Annotated in this window: 15 protein-coding genes; 3 read left to right on the top strand and 12 right to left on the bottom strand. The window is 68.4% G+C overall.

The window, feature by feature from the left end:
- Positions 1 to 147: 147 nt before the first annotated feature.
- On the bottom strand, positions 148 to 2,352 hold the full coding sequence (locus P1K88_RS14360) for an LUD domain-containing protein (RefSeq protein ID WP_276410914.1): 2,205 nt from the start codon (positions 2,350 to 2,352) through the stop codon (positions 148 to 150).
- Positions 2,349 to 2,858 (bottom strand): LUD domain-containing protein, encoded by a 510-nt coding sequence (locus P1K88_RS14355; RefSeq protein WP_276410913.1) that lies wholly within the window; start codon positions 2,856 to 2,858, stop codon positions 2,349 to 2,351. The genes P1K88_RS14360 and P1K88_RS14355 overlap by 4 nt, the downstream gene beginning before the upstream one ends.
- A gap of 239 nt (positions 2,859 to 3,097) precedes the next feature.
- Between P1K88_RS14355 and P1K88_RS14350 the strand changes: the two genes are divergently transcribed.
- On the top strand, positions 3,098 to 6,103 hold the full coding sequence (locus P1K88_RS14350) for an FAD-binding and (Fe-S)-binding domain-containing protein (protein ID WP_276410912.1): 3,006 nt from the start codon (positions 3,098 to 3,100) through the stop codon (positions 6,101 to 6,103).
- Here the strand turns inward: P1K88_RS14350 and P1K88_RS14345 are convergent.
- From P1K88_RS14345 to P1K88_RS14330, 4 genes are all read right to left on the bottom strand, one after another.
- A complete protein-coding gene (locus P1K88_RS14345) occupies positions 6,100 to 6,594 on the bottom strand; it encodes a hypothetical protein (RefSeq protein WP_276410911.1) in 495 nt (164 codons plus the stop codon). The two genes, P1K88_RS14350 and P1K88_RS14345, sit on opposite strands and share 4 nt — an antisense overlap.
- Positions 6,591 to 6,929, bottom strand: coding sequence for a hypothetical protein (locus P1K88_RS14340; RefSeq protein WP_276410910.1), 339 nt, complete (start codon positions 6,927 to 6,929; stop codon positions 6,591 to 6,593). Before P1K88_RS14340 ends, P1K88_RS14345 begins: the two co-directional genes overlap by 4 nt.
- A gap of 1 nt (position 6,930) precedes the next feature.
- Positions 6,931 to 8,664, bottom strand: coding sequence for an Nramp family divalent metal transporter (locus P1K88_RS14335; RefSeq protein ID WP_276410909.1), 1,734 nt, complete (start codon positions 8,662 to 8,664; stop codon positions 6,931 to 6,933).
- A 76-nt stretch (positions 8,665 to 8,740) separates the two neighbouring features.
- Complete coding sequence (locus P1K88_RS14330; RefSeq protein WP_276410908.1) at positions 8,741 to 9,292, bottom strand: dimerization/docking domain-containing protein; 552 nt, start codon at positions 9,290 to 9,292, stop codon at positions 8,741 to 8,743.
- A gap of 675 nt (positions 9,293 to 9,967) precedes the next feature.
- Here P1K88_RS14330 and P1K88_RS14325 point away from each other — a divergent pair.
- Together P1K88_RS14325 and P1K88_RS14320 are read left to right on the top strand one after the other, a co-directional pair.
- Complete coding sequence (locus P1K88_RS14325; RefSeq protein ID WP_276410907.1) at positions 9,968 to 10,558, top strand: AsnC family transcriptional regulator; 591 nt, start codon at positions 9,968 to 9,970, stop codon at positions 10,556 to 10,558.
- A 105-nt stretch (positions 10,559 to 10,663) separates the two neighbouring features.
- Entirely contained in the window at positions 10,664 to 13,309 is a 2,646-nt protein-coding gene (locus P1K88_RS14320; RefSeq protein WP_276410906.1) for a heavy metal translocating P-type ATPase, read from the top strand.
- Positions 13,310 to 13,330: 21 nt separating this feature from the next.
- On the opposite strand, the gene P1K88_RS14315 is transcribed toward P1K88_RS14320, so the two are convergent.
- From P1K88_RS14315 to P1K88_RS14290, 6 genes are all read right to left on the bottom strand, one after another.
- A complete protein-coding gene (locus P1K88_RS14315; protein WP_276410905.1) occupies positions 13,331 to 13,783 on the bottom strand; it encodes a universal stress protein in 453 nt (150 codons plus the stop codon).
- Between the two features lie 406 nt (positions 13,784 to 14,189).
- Positions 14,190 to 15,326 (bottom strand): UxaA family hydrolase, encoded by a 1,137-nt coding sequence (locus tag P1K88_RS14310; RefSeq protein WP_276410904.1) that lies wholly within the window; start codon positions 15,324 to 15,326, stop codon positions 14,190 to 14,192.
- Entirely contained in the window at positions 15,326 to 15,640 is a 315-nt protein-coding gene (locus tag P1K88_RS14305) for a UxaA family hydrolase (RefSeq protein ID WP_276410903.1), read from the bottom strand. The genes P1K88_RS14310 and P1K88_RS14305 overlap by 1 nt, the downstream gene beginning before the upstream one ends.
- The gene (locus P1K88_RS14300; protein WP_276410902.1) at positions 15,637 to 16,824 is read right to left on the bottom strand and encodes a UxaA family hydrolase; all 1,188 of its coding nucleotides are present in this window, start codon (positions 16,822 to 16,824) and stop codon (positions 15,637 to 15,639) included. Before P1K88_RS14300 ends, P1K88_RS14305 begins: the two co-directional genes overlap by 4 nt.
- A gap of 403 nt (positions 16,825 to 17,227) precedes the next feature.
- Positions 17,228 to 18,010, bottom strand: coding sequence for an IclR family transcriptional regulator (locus P1K88_RS14295; protein WP_276410901.1), 783 nt, complete (start codon positions 18,008 to 18,010; stop codon positions 17,228 to 17,230).
- A 134-nt stretch (positions 18,011 to 18,144) separates the two neighbouring features.
- Complete coding sequence (locus P1K88_RS14290) at positions 18,145 to 19,317, bottom strand: iron-containing alcohol dehydrogenase family protein (RefSeq protein ID WP_276410900.1); 1,173 nt, start codon at positions 19,315 to 19,317, stop codon at positions 18,145 to 18,147.
- Positions 19,318 to 19,361: the final 44 nt, after the last annotated feature.

Here is a 19,361-nt window from a genome sequence, read left to right as displayed (position 1 = left end):
AGTTATGAGGGCTGCCGACGTCCGTAGCAGTGATGTTCCACGACGCGTCGTCGACGGGCGCGGCACGCCTCCTGCTGGCGTCGCGGACCAGCGACCGCCTCCACGCGGCTGCCGCCGACCTCGAGCGGGCCGACGGCGGGTGAGCGCTCAGCGCGGCGCGACGAGTTCGACGGGGTGGGTCGGCACCCGCTGGAGGAGCGAATCGAGCTGTTCCAGACAGGAGGTCCCACTCGCGACGACGGTCCGGTCGCGCGTCTCGTCGGTCGTGAACTGGGTGGCCAGCTCGTCGCCGACGTCCATCGAGAGGTCGTAGTACTCCTGCTTGTAGCCGAAGCTGCCGGCCATCCCACAGCACTCCACGTCGGAGGTCACCACGTCGTGGCCCAGCTGCTCGAGGACGGCCACGGTGTGGGCCGCCAGGCCCAGCGTCCGCTGCTGGCAGTGCGAGTGGTAGGCCACCGCCTCGTTCCCGGTGGCCAGCGCGTCCGGGTCCCCGCCGTTCTCCAGCAGGCCGTAGACGTACTCCATCACCTCGTAACTCTGCTCGGCGAGGCGCTCGTGAGACCGCTCGGGAAGCAGGCGCTCGTACTCGCGTGCGAACATCGCCAGGTCCGAGGGCTCGACGACGACCACGTCGCGCCCGGCGTCGACGTGCTCGGCGAGCGCGCCGTAGACCCTGCTTGCCTTCTCGCCCGCCGTCGACACCATCCCCTGGGAGAGGGGGGCGCGGCCGGACTCGCCGACTGCGGGGACGGTCACGTGGACGTCCAGGGCCTCCAGCGCCCTGACGGCGGCCTTCCCGCGGGCCGTCGAGACGTAGTTCGTGTAGACGTCGGGGTACAGGACCACCTCGCGGGCGGCGTCGGCGGGGTCGACACGCGGGCCGCGTGTCGCGAACCACTCGCGGAACGTCTCGCGCTCGAAGGTCGGCAGGTCCCGCCTGCTGTCCACGCCGACGAAGCGTTCCAGCGCCGACCGGACCGGGCCCGCGTCCATCACCCAGTTCGACAGCGGCGCGGTGGCGCTCCCCAGCTTCGCCGCCGTCTCGAAGTTCCCGAAGAAGCGCTTCTGGACGTCCAGCCCCGCCGGTTCCTCGTCGGGCGTCAGCCCCTCGACGAGGAAGTCGAACGTATCGGGGTCCGCGCCACGGTTGATGCGGTCCCGGACGACGGTGTTGATCCACGGGATGTCTATCTCGACCGGGCACTGGTTGACACAGCGCGAACAGCCCGTACAGAGGTCGTTGAACTCGGCGGCGCTGTCCTCGCCGTGGACGCCGGCCTCCCATCCCGTCGCGATGCCGCCCGAGTAGGTCTCGCCGCCGAAGGCGTGCCCGCCGACGTGCTGGAAGTTCGCACAGGAGTTGGCACACGCCGAACAGCGGATGCAGTAGAGCGTCTCGCGCAGGTCGTCGTCGTCGCGCATCGCCATCCGGCCGTTGTCGATCAACACGAGGTGGTAGTCCCGGTCGGGCCCCGCCTCGGCCAGCGGCGTCTCGTCGTCATCGAAGTCAGGCACCGGCGTCCCGACGGGCGGGGTCAGCAGGGAGACGTACGCGGTGATGTCCTGGCCCGTCCCCGACCGGCCGATGAGCTCGACGAACGGCTGGAGGTCCCCGAGGCTGGGGACGACCTTCTCCACGCCGGCGACGGCGACGTGCGTGTCGGTGGTCGCGACGGACTTGCGGGCGTTGCCCTCGCTTGTCACCAGCGCGATGGTGCCCGTGTCCGCGGTGACGAAGTTCGCGCCGGTCATGCCGACGTCGGCGTCTTTTATCCGCTCGGCGAGGTACTCGCGGGCGAACTCGGTGAGGTCCTCGGCGGTCTCTAAGGGGGCGTCGGTGTCGAAGTGGGCGTCGAACAGCTCCGCGATGTTCTCCCGGGAGCGGTGGATGGCCGGCGCGACGATGTGGCTCGGGGCCTCGTCGGCCACCTGGAGGACGAACTCGCCGAGGTCGGTCTCCCAGACGTCGACGCCCCGCGACTGGAGGTGGTCGTTGATCTCTATCTCCTCGCTCGTCATCGACTTGCTCTTTACCACCGAGTCGGCGTCCCGGTCCTCGACGACTTCGGCGATGTAGCGCTGGGCGTCGGCCTCGTCCTCGGCCAGGTAGACCGTCCCGCCGTTGGCCTCGACGGTCTCGGTGACCGCCTCGACGAGGTCCGGGAGGTTCGCGATGGCGTCCTCTTTGATCGCACGAGCGCGCGCCTTCAGTCCCTCGTAGTCGTCGAGCTTCTCGACGGACTCGTAGCGCCCGTCGTTGAACGTCGTCGTGTTCTCGAAGACCGCGTCGCCCTCCGTCTCCAGGAGCGAGCGGATGCGAGCGGCCTTCTGCCGTCGGGAGTCGCTCATCGGTCCTCCAGCAGGAGTATCTGGACCTCACGTGGCCCGTGGACGCCCTTGACCACGGCCCCCATGTCGGCCGTGGCGCTGGGGCCAGTGGCGAGTATCGCGTCCCTGCGTCCCGCGTCGAACTGCCCGTCCAGTGCCTCGAAGGCGGCGGGCATGTCCGGGACCACGTCGCTGGCCGCGACCACGACGACGTGCCGGTCGGGGTACAGGCCGAGCAGCTCCTCGCCGGCCCCGGTCTCCTGGAGGACGACCGACCCGTAGTCGGCGATGGCTGCGGCAGCGGCGGTGACCCCTGTCGCCGCCTCCGCGAGGGCGGCCCCCGTCGGCGCCCCGTCGACCGCCGTGCCGTCGTAGGTGACGCCCTCGAACGGGAGGGGCGTCCCGACGGCCGGCTCCGTGACGACGTCCTCGAGCGTGCCCGCGAACTCGTCGACGGTGGTGGGCGTCACCACGGCGTCGACGCGACGGGCTGACTCGACGAACGCGTCCGTGTGTGATGTGACCATCTCGTCCCGTGCACACGTATGCAACCGGTGTAAACGTACCGGTGTCGCCGGAACGCGTCGGGTTCGACGTGTGTTCGACCGGTAGCCGGCCGTTCGCTGGCATCGATCTCGTCGTCCGACGGGGTGGGGGCGAACATGGGAACAATTTTGATGCTCGTTTGATTACAGCCTAGGGACTGCGTTGACTGCGACCTGCCGACCGGCACGGGTCGTCCAGCGCCCCAGGGGAGAACGCTACCATGGCAACCGACTCCGGCCCATCGACGGACGAATCGGCCTACGACTACCGGAGCGACGACGTCGCGCGTCCCGGCCTCGTCGCCGACCTCGAGGAACTGGTCGAGGGCGAGGTACGCTTCGACGAGTACTCCCGGCAACTGTACGCGACCGACGCGAGCATCTACGAGGTGACGCCCATCGGGGTCGTCTTCCCCCGCTCGACGGCGGACGTCGCGGCCGTCGTCTCCTACTGTGCCGACCGCGAGATTCCGGTGCTCCCGCGGGGCGGCGGCACGAGTCTGGCCGGCCAGACGGTCAACGAGGCCGTCGTGCTCGACTTCAGCCAGCACGTGGACGCCCTGGTCGAGACGCGCCCGGAGGAGCGCCGGGCCCGGGCGCAACCGGGGATCACGCTGGGCGACCTGAACGCCGCGCTGGCCGACGACGGCCTGAAGTTCGCCCCCGACCCCGCCTGGGGCGACAAGAGCGTCCTCGGCGGGGCCATCGGCAACAACTCCACGGGCGCCCACTCGCTGAAGTACGGCAAGACCGACGCCTACGTCGAGTCCTGCGAGGTGGTGCTGGCCGACGGCACCGTCACCACCTTCGGCGAGGTCACCCGCGAGGAACTGCGGGACCGGGCCGACCCCGAGGGCGACCTCGAGGCGCGCATCTACGCCGAGCTGGAGCGGGTTCTCGCGGAGGAACAGGACGAGATCGACGCCCGATACCCCGACCTCAAGCGCAACGTCTCGGGGTACAACTTGGACTGGGTGGTCCAGGAACTGCGCGAGGACGGCGTCGTCAACCTGGCCTCGCTGCTGGCCGGCAGCGAGGGCACCCTCGCCGTGGTCACCGAGGCCGAGGTATCGCTGGAACCGATCCCCGAGACGAAGTCGATGGCGCTGCTGGCCTACGACGACCTCATCGAGGCGATGGACGACGTCTCGGACATCCTCGAACACGACCCCGCGGCCGTCGAGATTCTGGACGACGTGCTCGTCGACATGGCGAGCGAGACGGCCGAGTTCGCCGACGTCGTCGAGATGCTCCCCGAGGGGACCACCGCCGTCCTGCTCGTGGAGTTCTACGCGGACGACGACGCCGAGGGAAAGCAGAAGGTGGCGGACTTGCTTGCCGACCGGACCGACGGCGTCACCACCGAGGCAGAACCGACGGACGGTGGAATCGCCCTGGAGGCCCCCGTTCGAGCGTTCGACGCGCTGGAGGCCCACGACGAGGCCGAACGCCAGCGGTTCTGGAAGCTCCGCAAGTCCGGGCTCCCCATCCTCCTCTCTCGGACCACCGACGCGAAACACGTCGCGTTCATCGAGGACACCGCCATCCCGCCCGAGCGGCTGCCGGAGTACGTCGCGGACTTCCAGGAGCTGTTGGACGACCACGACACCTTCGCCTCCTTCTACGCCCACGCGGGGCCGGGCGTGCTCCACATCCGACCGCTGGTCAACACCAAGACCGTCGAGGGCGTCGAACAGATGGCGGCCATCGCCGACGAAGTGACCGACTTGGTCGTCAAGTACGGCGGGAGCGTCTCGGGCGAACACGGGGACGGCCGCGCCCGGACTCAGTGGAACGAGAAGCTGTACGGCGAGGACCTCTGGCAGACGTTTCGCGACCTGAAGACGGCCTTCGACCCGGACTGGATACTCAACCCCGGACAGGTCTGTGGGGACGTGGACATGACCGAGAACCTCCGGTTCGACCCCGAGTACGAGTTCGACGCGGGGTTCGAGGAGACGCTCAACTGGACCAACGACAACGGCATGCAGGGGATGGTCGAGCTCTGTCACGGCTGTGGGGGCTGTCGGGGGCCCCAGGAGACCACCGGCGGCGTCATGTGCCCGACCTACCGGGCGGCCGACGAGGAGATCACCGCGACCCGCGGCCGGGCGAACATGCTCCGGCAGGCGATGAGCGGCGACCTGCCCGACGACCCCACCGACGAGGAGTTCATGTCCGAGGTGCTCGACCTCTGTATCGGCTGCAAGGGGTGTGCGAAAGACTGCCCGAGCGAGGTCGACATGGCCAAACTCAAAGCCGAGGTGACCCACGCCTACCACCAGGAACACGGGTCGAGCCTCCGGGACAAGCTCTTTGCCAACGTCGACACGCTCGCCAGGGTCGGCAGCGCGCTCGCCCCGCTCTCGAACGCCGCCGGGGCAGTGCCCGGGGCCCGGACGGTCATCGAGAAGACGGTCGGCATCGCCAGCGACCGCTCGCTGCCGACCTTCGAGCGCGAGAGCCTGCAGGACTGGTTCGCCGACCGTGGCCCGCAGGTCAGCGAGGCCGCGGCCGACCGGAAGGCCGTCCTCTTCCCCGACACGTACACGAACTACAGCCACCCGGAGATCGGCCGGGCGGCCGTCGAGGTGCTCGAGGCCGCCGGCGTCCACGTCACACTGGCCGACCGGACCGACAGCGGCCGGCCCGCCCACTCGAAGGGCTTCCTCGACAAGTCACGCGCGGCCGCCGAGGGGAACGTCGAGGCGCTCGCGCCGGCCGCCGCCGAGGGCTGGGACGTCGTCCTCGTCGAGCCCTCCGACGCCGTGATGTTCCAGCTGGACTACCTCGACTTGCTCTCGGGCGAGGCCGTCGAGACGCTCGCGGCCAACACCTACGGTCTCTGTGAGTACCTCGATCGTTTCGACCTGGACCGCAACGTCGAGTGGACCGACCCCGGCGAGGCGCTGACCTACCACGGCCACTGCCACCAGAAGGCGACGAAGAAAGACCACCACGCCGTCGGCGTCCTGCGCCGGGCCGGCTACGCGGTGGACCCGCTGGACTCGGGCTGTTGTGGTATGGCCGGGAGCTTCGGCTACGAGCGCGAGCACTTCTCGATGAGCAAGGCCATCGGCTCGATCCTGTTCGACCAGGTCGACGACAGCGACGGCGAGACGGTGGTCGCCCCCGGCGCGTCCTGTCGCACACAACTCGGCGACCGGGACGGTGCCGACGCCGAACCGCCGCACCCGGTCGAGAAACTCGCTGCGGCGCTGGCCTAGCGGTCGGCGAGGAACCGCCGGAGGCTCGCGACAGGCCGTACGCCGACCCCCGGCTCCCGGACGACGTCGAACCCGCGCCGGCGGCCCAGCGCCGCCAGCGCGTCCGTGAGCGCCCCCACGTCGACCGGGGCGTGGACGCGATAGGCGTAGGGCGGCCCCGACGCGACGTCGACGGCGACTTTCGGCCGTCCGAGCCGTCGACCGTCGTAGATTCTGACGCGCTCCAGGTCCTCGTAGCCGACGCGGTGAGTCCGCTCGGCGAAGTCGACGAGGGCGGCGACGCCGCCGGTCCGGTATCGCTCGACGGCCTCCTCGGCCACCTCGTGGGTCTCGCCCCGGGCGATACCCAGCAGGGGCGTCAGGTAGTGGTACTCCGGAATCACCAGCGCGTCGTCGGTAAACAGCAGGTCGGCCACGCGCAGAGGGAAGGTCCCGGCCATCACGAGGTGGACGTGGACGTGGACCTCGGCCGACGGTGCCACCTCGGTCACACTGCCCCCCCACCGGTCAGGCCGCGGTTGAGAAAGAGCAGCCCCCCGGCGACGAACACCAGGCCGGCGAGCGTGTCCGTAAGCACCAGCCAGCACCCGGCGACGACGCCGGCCACGCCCGCCCCCAGGAGGCCGGGGCGGACGGACGGGTGCTCGGCGGCGTGCCACAGTTCTGCCGCGTAGGTGAGCACCATCACACCGAGGACGAGACTCACGGCGAGGGCCCGTCCCGCCGAGGGCGAAATGAGCGTCCGGGCGACGAGGACCGTCGCCAGTCCCCCGCCGTAGACCCAGAGACGCCGGTCGACGAGCGCGGCGAGGGTCGGTCCGGCCATCTCAGTCGAGGTAGCCGGCCGCCTCGCCGGCGTCGCTGACGGTTCCGCTCGTGGCGCGTTTCCCCCGGATGGACGCCGCGACGACGAGGACCTGCACGGCCGCGAAGAAGGCAAACAGGGCGTACCCGCCGACGCCGCTCCCGACCACGGCCGCGTCCGTCTCGAAGGCGGCGAGACCGGCTGTGTCGGTCAGCACGCGACCGACGAGGAGGACGCTGAAGTACCCGAAAAAGCCCGTCCCCCACCACATCGTGACGACCCTGAACCAGCCGATTTGCGTATGTTCGGGCAGGCGCGTGGCGTTGATGACCAGCACCAGCGCGGTGTAGGGCCACATCATCACGCCCGACATCGCCGCCGCGACGACCAGCAGGCCGAAGGGCTGTTCGATGGGGATGGGTGAGGCCAGGATGGCGACGCCCCAGAGGACGAAGACGGTCAGCAGCGTCCAGAAGATGCGCGGGAGGCTCCATCCCGCGTCGCGCCCGTACAGTTCGTAGACGATGTCGGCGCTGTTGCGGACGAACGACTCGACGATGGCGTACTCGGTGGTCAGCAGGGCGAAAAACAGCGTCGTGAAGATGAGCGCCCCGCCGATGGCCCCGACCTGGGGGACGATGCTGTTGGCCCACATCGCCACGCCGTCGTCGGCGGTGCCCTGCGCGTACTCGGCGGCCAGCGCCATCATCATCGTCGCGACGACCAGCAGGCCGACGACGAACGTCAGGAAGTGCTCCAGCTGGGCGAGGCGCCACCAGCCGCGCCAGCGCCGCATGTTCGTCACCGTCGGCGGGAACGAAAAGCCGTCACGCTGGACCGGTTCCGGGTCGTCGCCGACGATGGGGTTCTTGATGCGGCCCTGGTAGCGCCCCATCGCGTACCCCTTCTCGCGGACCCAGAGGCTCTGTGAGAGATTGAGGTACCCGCCTGCACCGGCGTAGGCGAGGCCGCCGAGGAAGATGGCGATGTCGCTACCCGGGGGGATGGTCCCCACGCTGGCGATGCCGCCGGGCACGTTCGCCAGTTCGTTGACCGACCCCAGGGCGACGAACAGCGCGACGGCAAACACCGAGGCGATGGTCACCAGGATGATCTGGGTCCGCTCGACGACGTTGTACATCAGCGGCGTCAGCTGGTAGGTCGTCCAGATGAGGACCATCAACACGATGCCAAAGAGGCGCCAGGCCACCAGGTCGACGGGGCCCAGCGTCAGTTCGAGCTCCTCCAGGCCGGCGCCGATGGCGCCGACCTTGGCGGCGCTCGCCGCCCATCCGGGCCAGCCGAGGCTGACGAACCCGAGGACGAGAAACAGGAACGGCCAGAACGGGTGGACCCGCTCGAACGCGCGAAAGACCGACTCGCCGGTCGCGAGCGTCCAGCGCTGTATCTCCGTGTTGATGAAAAACTGGGTCAGGACGCCGAAGAAAAAGGCCCAGTACAGCGCCCAGCCGTGCTGGGCGATGAGGACCGGCCAGAACAGCGTCTCGCCGCTGCCCAGCGAGGCCCCGAGCATGATGGCGCTGGGGCCGACGACGTGTGTGAGTTTGGGCACCCGCGGCAGATCGAGGACGCGGTAGCCGCCGTCCCGTCCCCGGTCGGGGAACTCGGCCGTCTCCGGGGCGACGTCGAGGTTGTCGTACGCCGTGGGCATATACGAGGAGCTGCGGTACCCGCGTCCCTCCTCCTCGGACATGTACACCGTCCCCTCCCGCTCCTGTGTGTTCCCTTGGCTCATAGCGGCAGACTCTCGATTCGTATGCGACCGGTCGCCCGTACGTGTGCAGAACGTTGAACTACCCTGGCAAAAGTGTTTACCCACCGAGGAAGTGCCAGATGTGGCCCCGTTCCTCGGGGGGGTTGACGCCGGGGAGCTCCGCGAGCGCGGGCTGGATGGCGTTCCACCAGCCCTCCGCGGTCTCGTACTCCGCGGGGTTCTCCGGGAAGACGTCCTGCAGGAAGTCCGACTTCTTGGCTTCGGGGTGTTCCCGGAGGTACTCGTAGGCCGCAAGCAACGCCTCCTGGCGGGCCTTGAGGGTCGTGCCCGTCCCGGGCAGGTCGACCTCCTCGACGAGCTGTTCGGGGGTCGGAGACGCCTCGGTCGGGCGCTCGTCGGGGCGTTCGTGTATCGGTTCCCACCAGACGCGGCTCCGGGAGCCGACCTTGCGCGTCTTGAGGACGTCTTCCTCGACGAGTTCGTTGAGCTTGTTGTGGGCCGTCCGGCGGGAACACCCGACCTCGTCCATGATGTCGCTCGCGGTCAACGGGCGCGCGACGTCGTCGCGCGCCCGGAACACGTCGACGATCGCATCCAGCGGGACGCGGTCCGGGGCTGCGCGGTCGCTGTCCTCGCGCCCGTGTGCCATGGTGCAGGTATGACAGAGGGGAGAAATAAGAGTTGTTGTGGCGAGGGTCGTGCACACGAGTGAATCTGTGGTTCACACGTGTACCTCCAGGGTACGTTCGCGTCCACGAGCTCGTCCCATCCCCCGCAGGAACTGCGGATGTCACGTCGTCGACACCGGGGCGCACCCGGCGGTGCCAGCAGCGTCCGGAACGTCGGACAATCGCGTCGATTCCGGTGTCTCGGTGTGATACAGCGATCATCGGTGCGGGAGAGCGTCGTTCCGTCGTGTGAATACGGGCCAGATGTCACACACGTACACGACAATTATAATAAATACGATAAATTCTGTCTCGACGCCGGTGAGTCGGGACGGGGGGATGCTCGATAGCGTCCCGCCCTCGTCGTCTGTGATGCCAGAACGGTACTAGAATCATGCCACGAGGTACGGATTCACCTGGGCCAGAGGCGAATCGGCCCAGCAACTCGTGACCGAGATCGAGGCCACCGCCGAGGCCGACCGCTGCCAGCCCGAGCTCGTCGGGGACATCGACGCGTCGATACGGGACCTCGAGGCGAGGCTGACCGCCGTCACCGATGAACTCACCTTCGAATACAAACTTATCTGCCAGGGGAAATTTCGAATCGAACGCCAACTCGCCGTGACGCTTTTGCGCCGCGGCGTCGAACTGGTGGCATGCGCGAACTGGACGAGACCGACCTGGAGATCCTGCAGCTGCTGCTCTCGAACGCGCGTCGACCCTTCAGCGACATCGCCGAGGTGGTGGGCCTCTCGGCGCCCGCCGTCTCGGACCGGGTCGACCGTCTCGAGGACGTCGGCGTCATCCAGCGGTTCACACTCGACGTCGACCGGTCACAGCTGCGAAGCGGGATTCCCGTCCTCGTCACGCTCGACGTCGCGTCCAAGGTTGCGCCGGTGCGAGAGACGCTCCTTGGGGTCGGGGCCGTCGAACACGTCTTCACCACTGCGGCGGCCGACCTCGTGGTGTTCGCGCGAGTGCCGGACAACGACATCGCCAGCTGGCTCTCGGACACCGTCGCCGACGACGCGGTGGCGGACGTCGAGGTGACGCTGCTGGCCGGGGCCCACTGGTCGCCGGACCTGGGCGGGACGGAGTTCGCGCTCACCTGCGCCCAGTGTGGCAACACCGTCGACAGCGAGGGGTCGGCCCGCCGACTCGACGGCGACCTGTACCAGTTTTGCTGTCCGTCCTGTGAGAGTCGCTTCGAGGAACAGTACGAACGTCTCAAGCAGGGCGTCGAGTGACGCGGGAGGCGACGGGCGACGCTTTGGATCCGAAACTACAGTCCCACTCTCACCTGGGTATCGAAAGGGAAACGGGGTTGAACCTGGAGGGCGTATCCCCAGCCAATGAGTCATCGCCGCAGCCAGGTCGAGATCGGGGGGATGAGCTGTGCGAACTGCTCGGGGACCGTCGCCGAGGCCCTGGAGTCGCTCGACGGCGTCTCGTCGGCGTCGGTCAACTTCGCCACCGACGAAGGGACAGTCGAGTACGACCCGGAGCGCGTCTCCCTCCGCGAGGTGTTCGACGCCATCGAAGACGCGGGCTACGCGCCGCGGACGGAGTCGGTCACTATCGGCATCAGCGACATGTCGTGTGCGAATTGTTCGGAGTCGATCGAGCGTGCGCTCGGGAGGACGCCCGGCGTCGTGGAGGCGACGGCCAACTTCGCCACCGACGAGGCGCAGGTGACCTACAACCCCGCCGAGGCGAGGGTAGCAGACCTCTACGAGGCCATCGAGGGCGCGGGCTACACGCCGATCCGGGAGGACGACGACTCGGGCGACTCGGACGACGAGCGACGTGAGGCCGCCCGGACCGAGGAGATCCGACGGCAGCGCCGGCTCACCCTGTTCGGTGCTGCTCTCGCGGCGCCGCTCCTGTTTTTCCTCGTCGAGCGCCTGGTCCTGGGCGGGGACCTCCTCCCGGCGACGGTGTTCGGCGTCGACTTTGGCTGGGTCGAGTTCCTGCTGGCGACCCCCGTCCAGGTCGTGCTGGGGTACCCCTTCTACAGGAACTCCTACAAGGCGGTGGTCAGGAACCGCACGGCGAACATGGACGTCCTCATCGCACTCGGGTCGTCGACGGCGTACCTGTACTCCGTCGTCGTCCTGCTGGGCCTGCTGGCGAGCGAGGGCCTGTACTTCGATACGGCCGCGCTCATCCTGGTGTTCATCACGCTGGGCAACTACCTCGAGGCCCGCTCGAAGGGCCAGGCCAGCGAGGCGCTCCGGAAACTCCTGGAGATGGAGGCCGACACCGCCACGCTGGTCGACGAGGACGGCACCGAGCGCGAGGTCGCCATCGAGGACGTCGAGGTGGGCGACCGGATGAAGGTCCGGCCCGGGGAGCAGATCCCCACCGACGGCGTCGTGGTCGACGGACAGAGCGCCGTCGACGAGTCGATGGTCACCGGCGAGTCGGTGCCCGTCGAGAAAGGCGAGGGCGACGAGGTGGTCGGATCGACCATCAACGAGAACGGCGTGCTCGTCGTCGAGGCGACGAAGGTCGGGGCCGACACCGCGCTCCAGCAGATCGTCCAGACGGTCAAGGAGGCCCAGTCGCGCCAGCCCGACATCCAGAACCTCGCCGACCGTATCTCGGCGTACTTCGTCCCCGCGGTCATCGTCAACGCGCTGTTCTGGGGTGCGATCTGGTATCTCTTCCCGGCGTCGCTGGCCGGGTTCGTCGGGGCGCTCCCGCTGTGGGGGCTGGTCGGGGGCGGCCCGGCCACGCTCTCGGCGTTCGAGTTCGCGGTCGTCGTCTTCGCGTCCGCGGTGCTCATCGCCTGTCCCTGCGCGCTGGGCCTGGCGACGCCCGCGGCGACGATGGTCGGGACGACCATCGGCGCACAGAACGGCGTCCTGTTCAAGGGCGGTGACATCCTCGAACGCGCCAGGGACGTCGATACCGTCGTCTTCGACAAGACGGGGACGCTGACCGAAGGCGAGATGCGTCTCACCGACGTGGTCGCGTTCGACGCCGACGCCGCGGTCCCGGACGGCGGCGAGTCGGTCGCCGACGGGGGCCAGGTGACCACCCGCAGCGATCTCGACGGGGACGCGGTCCTCCGCCTGGCCGCCAGCGCCGAGCGCGGGAGCGAACACCCCCTCGCCCGGGCCATCGTCGACGGCGCTCGCGAGCGTGGCCTGTCGCTCGCCGATGCCGAGGCCTTCGAGAACGTCCCCGGTCACGGGGTGCGTGCCACCGTCGATGGCGGCGAGGTGCTCGTGGGGAACCGAAAACTGCTCCGGGACAGCGGCGTCGACCCGGACCCGGCCGCCGAGACGATGGAACGCCTGGAGAGCGAGGGCAAGACGGCGATGCTGGTCGCCCACGAGGGCGCGCTGGTCGGCGTCGTCGCCAACGCCGACACGGTCAAAGACAGCGCCGTCGACGCCGTCGCGGCACTCCAGGAACGCGGTACCGACGTGATGATGATCACCGGCGACAACGAGCGTACCGCCCGCGCCGTCGCCGAACAGGTCGGTATCGACCCCGAGATGGTCCGCGCGGAGGTCCTGCCCGAGGACAAGTCCGACGCCGTCGAGGCCATCCAGGACGAGGGTGAGCGATCCGCCGGACCGCGATCCTCGTGGGACCGACGGTCCCACGGTGGCCGCAAGGCCATGATGGTCGGCGACGGCGTCAACGACGCGCCCGCGCTGGCGGTGGCCTACGTCGGGACTGCCATCGGCTCCGGCACCGACGTCGCCATCGAGGCCGCCGACGTGACGCTGATGCGCGACGACCCGCTCGACGTGGTGAAGGCCATCCGTATCAGCGAGGGGACGCTCGCGAAGATCAAGCAGAACCTCTTCTGGGCGCTGGGGTACAACACCGCGATGATACCGCTGGCTTCGCTCGGCCTGCTCCAGCCGGTGCTGGCCGCCGGTGCGATGGCCTTCTCGTCGGTCTCGGTGCTCGCGAACAGCCTGCTGTTCCGGCGCTACGAACCGGACCACGACTACGAACTGTTCGGGCGCCTCCGCTGAGGACGCGACCCGTTCAGTCGCTCACTCGCGTTTGATATACAGGACCGGACACGGCGCGTTCAGGAGCACCTGCTGTGCGTAATCCCCGAACATCGCCTTGCCGGCGGGCGAGCGCTCGCTGCCGCCGACCACGAGCAGGTCCGCGTCCAGTTCCTCGACGCGGCGGATGATCTGTTCGGCCGGCCGGCCGCCGGCCACCCCGCTTATCTCGTAGTCGACGCCGTGTGCGTCGAGCATGTCCGCGGGCGCCTTCACGCTCTCCTGGCGCGCCGCCACGTCGTCGGCGGCGACGGCGCTGCCCGCGTCCGGGTCGATCTGGTCGACCATCCGCTCGAACTCCTCTTCCTCGAACAGGTACTGCAGGTACACCGTCGCCTCGCTCGACTCGACGACGTCGATGGCCTCCGCGACGAGCGTCTCCAGGTGCTCTCGATCCGCCTTCTCTACCGACACGACGACTTTCTCGAGGGACATACGTTTCCGTCCTCACCGCCGGAATAAATCGTTTTGGGGGCTTGAACGCGACGCACCGGGCCGACGGTCCCCTCTCTCCGGGTGATTCACGGGTGGCGGAAGCCGACGCACGTGTCCCCCGATTCGTCGCAGCCCCTGCCACGCGCATTCCCGGTCCGCCGGGACGATCCAGCGTGTCCCCGACCACGGAAGCCCGCGGGTCGTCGAATACACATGTATATGCACGTGAGCGGAAGTTAAATAGCAATATCTGATTTGAGACAGTCTGTAACTAAGCATCGAAATGTAAGTATGGGGGCGTATATGAAACATCTCTAAATACTTTGCATCTCCTGTCTATACTCTCCCGTAACGCAAACCGACTGTCGCTACACGCCGGTACCCAGTCGACGGCCGCGGTACGGCCCTACAGCGAGGGGCCGATGCGGCTGATGGCGAACTTCGTGAGCCCGTGGCGCTCGGTCGCGGTCTGTTCCCCGTCGGCGACCGCGGCGAGTTGCCGGAGGACGTCGGTTGCGTCGGCGGTCCGTGCGTCGACGTCGATGTCGGTCGCCAGGGCCGTGGCCGTCGCCTCGTCGCCGGTCACCTTGAGGACGGGAACGACCGGGTGGCCCGTCGGAATCCCGTCGGCGGTGACGTGGATGACGATGGACGCGCCGGCGGCCGCCAGCGCCGTCGTGGCCTCCTCGAACCGCGAGGGGGCGTCGACGAGGGACAGGCCGCCGTCGGCCGTCGCCTGCTCGCCGTACTCCAGGACGTCCTCGACGGGGGCCCCGCCCCAGGCGCCGGTGAGCGACTCGAGGGACTGTTCGCCGGACCGGTGGGCGATGTTCCTGACGTTGCCGGGCTGACCGGCGCCGCGTTCGGCGACCGCCCGGAGCGATTCGGCGGCCGCATCGTTCGCGGCACGCTCGGCGACGGTGTCGACGTGAGCCGCCAACCGTTCCGTGCCCGCGACGACGACTCGCCCGCCCGCCTCGAGCAGCGACGCGACGACCTCGCCGACGAGGGGGTCGGCGACCTCGCGGGTCGAGGCCTCGACGTCGGAACTGACGACGCCGACGGTCAGGTCCGACAGCGTCGCCTCCGCGCTGGTCGAGGACTCGGCGGTCCTGGCGAGCTCCCGCGTCGCCTCGGTGCCCTCCTCGATACAGGCGTCGGACCCGCCGGCGGCCTGAATCGCCGTCTCGCGGACCGGTCGGTCCCGCTCTGCGATGGTGGCCGCGAGGTCGTCACTCTGGAGGTGCTCACAGCCCAGGCCGACGACGGTGGTCCCCGCGATGTTGGGGTTCTGCGAGAGGCTGACCATCGTGCGTTCGGTCTGTTCGTGGTCGGCGCCGATCTGTCCACACCCGTGGTCGTGGGGGACGCTGACCGCCCGGTCCGTCGCGTCGGCGATGCGGTCGGCGACGATGTGCGAGCAGATGACCGAGGGCATCACTAAGACGTTGTTGCGGACCCCGAGGCTCCCGTCGCCGCGGCGGTATCCCTCGAAGGTCAGCGCGGACGGGTCGACTGGCCGCTGGTCGGAGACGGGCGCCATCAGGCTACCTCCTCCTCGCCGTCGGCGATGTCGCCGCGGCCGCGCGTACTCCTGCAGTTGTGCGTGTGGACCCACTGGCCGGGTTCGATGCGTTCGGTCGCCCGGCCGATGACCTCGCCGTACTTGTGGACCTCGTCACCCGGTGCCAGTTCGACCAGCGCTATCTTGTGGCCGAAGGGGACCGCCTCCTCGACGCCGACCTCCCCGCCGTCGTACGGGATCACCGCACCCGCCTCGACGTCGTCGATAGCGGTGACCACGTTGTCGTGCCGGCTCATCTGGAGGCCGACGCCGCCGAGTACTTCTCCCTTCATGCGCTCTCCCTCAGCTGGGCCAGCTCGTTTGGCTGCAGTTCGTTGATGGCGAACTCCTCCAGGCGTCGGAGTTCGGCGGCGGTCCGCTTGCCGCTCGCGACCTCCAGCAGGAGGTCGTAGACCCTGTCGCCGGCCGACTCGATGGACTCACCCTCGAGGATTGTGCTCACGTCGATGTCCATGTTCGACGCGAGTCGCTCGGCGGTCTTGGGGTTGCCCGTCACCTTGATCACCGGGGCGATGGGGTTGCCGGTGGTCGACCCCCGTCCGGTCGTGAACGCGACGACTTGCGCGCCGCCGGCGACCTTGCCCACGACGCTCTCGATGTCGTAGCCGGGCGTGTCCATCAAGACGAGGCCGCCACCGACCGGCAGTGAGTCGGCGTAGTCGACGAGGCCGCGGACGGGCGTGGTGCCGCCTTTCACGATTGCCCCGAGGCTCTTCTCTTCGATGGTCGTCAGGCCGCCCTCCTGGTTGCCCGGGCTGGGCTGGGCCCCCCGGAGGTCGACGCCCATCAGCTGGGCGGCCGACTCGCGGAAGTCCACCCGTTCGAGCAGGCGCTCCCGGAGTGACTCGGACTCACAGCGGTCCGCGAGGATGTGCTCGGCGCCGATGAACTCGGACGTCTCGGAGAACGAGGCCGTCCCCCCGTCCTCGACGAGGCGGTCACAGGCTCTGCCGACGGCGGGGTTGGACGCGATGCCGCTCGTGGCGTCAGACCCGCCACACTCCACGCCGAAGATGAGCTGGCTGGCGTCCTGTTCGGTCCGCTCCAGGCCGGCGATGTCGGCCCAGAGCCGGTTGGCTGCCTCGACGCCGGCCTCGACGGACGCGGACGTGCCGCCGCGTTCGCGAATTCTGAGTACTTCGACGTCGCGGTCGGCGTCGGCGATCGCGTCGGCGACGGCGTCGGCGTCCGTCGACTCGGTCCCCAGTTCGACGACGACTGCGGCACCCACGTTCGGGTTCGTCCCGATGCCGGATAGCGTCCGCTCTATCTGTTCTCGTGCCTGTTCGGGCGGGTCGGTCCCCATCTGGTGGGGCGTCGAGTGGACCTGTTCGCCCGCGCGCTCCGCGATAGCGTCGGCGACCGCCGACGCCGCGACCGAGACCGGTATCACGGCGACGTAGTTGCGGACCCCGGCGGGGCCGCTCGGTCGGTCGAATCCAGCAAACGATTCCATACAGTAGGCCACTCCAGCGACCAGTAAAAGCGTTGTCCTCGGCGACACATCGGGGCCACCGGATCTCCGAATGCGGGACTGCGACCGTCGATGTACTGCTCGGGACGCGCCCGAGCGATATTCTCCGATCTCCCGCGTAGTATCGGACTCCGGCACTGTCAAATATCGCTGTCCGACGGGCTCAATCTCGTTGTTTACTATCATTGGACGCTTGTTCCCGCGGCACATTCTCTCTGGTATACCATATGTACTTTCGTTATTTAAACTCGGACGTCCCTCCCGAGATAAGCGCTTCTGGGTTCTGGCCCACATTACCGGGTATCACTATCCAATGATGTTGGACGACTTGTGGGCCACACGGAGCGACCTCGTCGTGAAACCGTGGCGCCGGATCGGCGATGGCTCAGTAGTGCTTGTAGGAGAGCTCGATGATGTTGACGGCTTCTCTGAGCTTGTCGAGGATGCCGTCGTCGAGGCTGTCGTCACCCAGTCGTCGCTTCGGACCGGAGATGGCCGCGGCGGCGACGGGGTCCGGGTCGTCGCTGTACCGGACCGGGATTGCGACGGCTTTGACGCCCTCGCGGCGCTCCTGGTCCTCGATCGCGTAACCGGTGTCTCGAATGGTCTCCAGCTCCTCGAACAGTGCGTCGCGCTCGGTTATCGTGGCGTCGGTGGCGCTCGGGAGGCCGTGCTGGTCGACGATCGCGTCGACGCGTTCGTCTGCCAGCTGTGAGAGCAGGGCCTTCCCGAGCGCCGTCCAGTGCATGTTCGTGAACTCGCCCGTCGGGGCGTTGTCGAACATCCCGTCGGAGGGCTGGGAGGTGTACAGCAGGACGCGCTGGCCGTCCTCCATCACGCCGAGGTTCGCCACCTCGCCCACCTGCGAGGAGAGGTCGTCTATCTCCTGTTTGGCCGCCTGGAAGAGCCGGAGGCGCTGGCGAATCGACCCGCCGAGTTCGAGGAACCGGAGCCCCAGGCGGTACTCGCCGCCGTCGTTTACCACGTAGCCTGCCTCCTCGAGCGTCTTCAGGTAGACGAACGTAGTGCTCTTCGGTAACTCGAGCGTCGACGCGAGCTCCGAGACGCCGACGCTGTCGAACTCCCGGAGGCCGTCGACGACGGTGAACATCGTGTGGACGGCCTGGATGTTGTGTTCCGACGAACCTGACGCGCCGTCTTGTGCCATAATTACCCCTGCTGGACGTCGGCAAAAGAATCTAATCGTTGGTTTCTGTCACGTTCGGTCCAATAGTGATGGACACGTCGTGTGCCGGTCTCCCGCGACAGGCGGTGACACGGTGGTGAGCGCGTCTGGCCCGCTCAGAACGCGTCGCGGTAGATCTCCAGGACGTCCTCCTCTGTCGAGACGCGGGGGTTCGTGCCCTTGTTGCGACGCGTGTCCTTGCGCGTAACGGCGGCCTCCGCGAGGTCCGGGAGGTACGACTCCTCGACGCCGAGCTCGGCGAGCCCGTCGGGGATGCCCACGGCGGCGGAGAGCGATTCGACCTCCTCGACGAAGCGCTTCGACGCCTCGCGCGTCGTCATCGTGTGCGTCGCGACGCCCATCGCGTTCGCCAGGTCCGCGTACTTCTCCTCGCGTGCGACCCGGTTGTACTTCAGGACGGCCGGGAGGATGACCCCGTTGGTCACGCCGTGGGGCGTGTCGTAGTGGGCGCTCACCGGGTGGGACATCGCGTGGACCAGGCCGAGGCCGGCGTTCATGAACCCGGTGCCCTCGATGGTCGTCGCGATTTGCATGTTCATCAGCGCGTCGAGGTCCTTCTTCGCGACGGCGGCCGGGAGGTTCTCGGAGATCATCTCGACGGCGGCCCTGGTCAGCGCGTCGGTGATCGGGTTCGCATTCGTCGAGAGATAGGCCATGACCGACTGGGTCAGACAGTCCATCCCCGTCGACGCCGCGACGTCCGACGGGAGCGACTCGAGCAGCGTCGGGTCCAGCAGGGCGACGTTCGGGATGAGATTGTCGTCGAGGATCCCCAGCTTCTCGTCGCGATCCGGGTGGGTGATGACGGCCGCCGACGTGACCTCGCTGCCGGTCCCGATGGTCGTCGGGACGGTGACAGTCGGGAGCGGTTCGACGTCGAAGTTCTGGAGACCCTCGTAGTCCTCGATCGTCCCGCCGTTCGTCGCGCGGCCGGCGATGGCTTTCGCCGTGTCCATCGAGCTCCCGCCGCCGATACCGACGACGCCGTCGCGGTCACCCGACTCCAGGCGGTCGACGCCCGACTCGACCGTGGCGACCCGCGGATTCGGCTCCACCTCGTCGTAGAGGTCGTAGTCGATGCCGTCGGCCTCCAGCGCGTCGACGATCGGTTCGACGACGCCCACCTCGACGAGCGTCGGGTCGGTGACGAGCAACGGACGCTCGACGCCGAGTCGGGACAGCTCTTCCCCGATGTCGGCGGCTCTCTCCTTCCCGAAGACGACGTCTGTGCGGTGCACGAAGCGGAACGGCTGGTCGTACTCGTACATGATAAACCGTCTTGGAGTTCCCCGTGTGCGATAAAATAGTTTTC

The sequence above is a fragment of the Haloarcula halobia genome (assembly GCF_029338255.1).
GTDB classification, from domain to species: Archaea; Halobacteriota; Halobacteria; order Halobacteriales; family Haloarculaceae; genus Haloarcula; species Haloarcula halobia.
This window is presented reverse-complemented; position numbering and strand designations above follow the sequence as displayed.